The organism is Streptomyces hainanensis (assembly GCF_004348415.1).
Taxonomy (GTDB): Bacteria; Actinomycetota; Actinomycetes; order Streptomycetales; family Streptomycetaceae; genus Streptomyces; species Streptomyces hainanensis.
In genome coordinates this window covers 1-2849 of the sequence record NZ_SMKI01000682.1, presented here as the reverse complement: position 1 = coordinate 2849, position 2849 = coordinate 1, and the positions used below count along the sequence as shown (strand labels likewise).

General features: G+C 73.5%; 1 protein-coding gene. It reads right to left on the bottom strand.

Annotated features, from left to right (window positions below):
• Positions 1 to 2849 (bottom strand): condensation domain-containing protein (locus tag E1283_RS34660; RefSeq protein ID WP_165956354.1); only part of this gene is annotated, 2849 nt, incomplete at both ends.

Genomic DNA, 2849 nt, shown 5'->3' with positions numbered 1-2849 from the left:
CCTGAACCCCACCCACATACAACTCCCCCACCACACCCACCGGCACCGGACGCAACCCCGCGTCCAGGACGTGGAGGCGGGTGTTCCACACGGGCCGGCCGATCGGGACGCCCGAGGCTCCTGCCAGGTCGCCTTCGCCGGGCACCGCCCAGGAGGTCACGTCGACGGCCGTCTCGGTGGGGCCGTAGAGGTTGTGCAGCGGGACCGTCGGCAGCGTCTCCCGGTGCTGGTCCACGAGTTCGGGCGGCAGCGCCTCGCCGCTGCACAGCACGCGGCGCAGGCCGGTGCACGCCGTGGCCGCCGGCTCCTGGAGGAAGGCGCGCAGCATCGACGGCACGAAGTGGATCGTGGTGACCCTCTCGTCCCTGATGACCCGGGCCAGGTACCGGGGGTCGCGGTGACCGTCGGGCCTGGCCACGACCAGGGTGGCGCCCTCGGCGAGGGGCCAGAAGAACTCCCACACGGAGACGTCGAAGCCGGCCGGGGTCTTCTGGAGCACCCGGTCGTCCGGGTCCAGTCGGTACTCCGCCTGCATCCACCGCAGCCGGTTGACGATCGCCCGGTGGTGGACGACCACGCCCTTGGGCCGGCCCGTCGACCCCGAGGTGTGGATGACGTAGGCGGGATTCAACGGGTGCGGACGGACGGGGTGCCGGTCCGGCGGACCGGCGGCGTCCACCGGCACCGTGGGTATCCCGTCCGGCAGCACGTCCGCCCCGCCGGCCCCCACCACGGCGCACACGGGTTCCGCGTCGGCGAGCACGAACACGATCCGGTCGGCCGGATGGGCGGGGTCCACCGGCAGGTACGCGCCCCCCGCCTTCACCACCGCCAACAGCGCCACCACCAGCTCGACCGAGCGCGGCAGCACCACGGCCACGACGGACTCGGGCCGCACGCCCCGCGCCGTCAACTCCCGCGCGAGGCCGTCCGCCCGTGCGTCCAGCTCCCCGTAGGTGACCTCCTGGCCGTCGAACACCACCGCCACGGCGTCGGGGTTCCGCTCGGCCGACCGCTCGAACAGCTCGTCCAGGGTCACGTCCGCCACCGGGTGGGCCGTGTCGTTGACGCCGGCCAGGAGGTGGTGTCGCTCCTCGGGGGTGAGGATCTCGACGGTCCCGATCGGGCGGTCCGGGTCCGCGACGCACGCCCTCAGCGTCAGGGTCAACCGGTCGAGCAGCGTCTCGACCGTGCCCCGGTCGAAGATGTCCGTGTTGTAGTGCACGGCTCCGTCGATCGAGGCGACGCCGGAGTCGGGGTCGCGCTCGCCGGAGAGGCCCTCGACGTGGAGGTCGGTCAGCTCCAGGTGCAGGTCGAACTTCGCGGTCTCCACGGGGATGTGCTGGATCCGCACCGCGAGTCCCGGCATGCGCAGGTCGGGTTCCGGCAGGTTCTGGAACGCGAGCATCACCTGGAACAGCGGGTTGTGCGCCGTGGAACGCGCCGGGTTGAGGATCTCGACCAGCCGTTCGAAGGGGACGTCCTGGTGTTCGTAGGCGGACAGGACGGTGCTCCGCACGCGGGCCAGGAGTTCCCGGAAGGTCGGGTCGCCCGAGGTGTCGGTGCGCAGCACGAGGGTGTTGACGAAGAAGCCGACGAGCTCGTCCAGCGCCGGATCGGTGCGCCCGGCGATGGGACTGCCGATGGCGATGTCGTCGTCGCCGCCCAGCCTGCCGAGCAGGGCGGCCAGCGCCGCGTGGAGCACCATGAAGACGCTCGCCCCGCTGTCCCGGGCGAGAGTCCGGAGCGCCGCGTGCAGCCCGGGCTCGATGGAGTACGGCACGCTGGCCCCGCGGTACCGGGCGACGGGGGGATGCGGGCGGTCGGCGGGCAGGTCGAGTCGCTCCCGGATCCCGTCGAGTGCCTGGCGCCAGTACGCCAGTTGGCGGGCGGCGAGGCTTTCGGGATCCCGCTCGTCGCCCAGCAGCCGCCGCTGCCAGAGGGTGTAGTCGGCGTACTGCGCGGGCAGCGCGGCCCAGTCGGGCGCCCGCCCGGCGCACCGCGCCTCGTAGGCCCGCGCCAGGTCGCGGGCGAGGGGGGCCGCCGACCAGCCGTCGCCGGCGATGTGGTGCATCAGCAGCAACAGCACGTGTTCGGTGTCGTCCAGCGCGAAGAGCCGGGCGCGCAGCGGGATCTCGGTCGCGAGAGCGAAGCGGTGCCGGGCGGCCGCGCCGAGGTCGTCGACCAGGCGGGCCTCCGTGGTGGTCGACACCGGCACGGCTGTCCTGGCGCGGGCCGGGTCGAGGACGCGCTGCCGGGGCGTGCCATCGGTCTCGGGGAAGACGGTGCGGAGGCTCTCGTGGCGGGCGATGACGTCGTTCACCGCGTGTTCGACGGCCTCGCGGTCCAGGGGGCCGGAGAGGCGCAGTGCCAGGGGGATGTTGTAGGTGGCGTTCGGACCCTGGAGCCGGTCGAGGAACCACAACCTCCGCTGGGCGGAGGCCAACGGGAGGATGTCGGGGCGGGACTCCGGCCGGAGCGCGGGGCGTTCGCGCCCGGCGTCCGGCAGGCGCTCGGCGAGGGCGGCGACCGTCGGCGCCTCGAAGAGCACCCTGATCGCCAGTTCCGTGCCGAGGGCCGAGCGGACGCGGCTGATGAGGCGGGTGGCGAGGAGGGAGTGGCCGCCCAGGTCGAAGAAGTTGTCGTCCACACCCACCCGTGGCACGTCGAGCACCTCGGCGAACAGGCCGCACAGCACGTCCTCGCGCGGGGTGGCGGGGGCGCGGAACGGCGTGGTGGCGGCGCCGAAGTCCGGTGCGGGCAGTGCCGCGTGGTCGAGCTTGCCGTTGGTGGTCAGCGGCAACCGGTCGAGGGTCAGCACGCCGGTGGGCACCAGGTGGGTGGGGAGG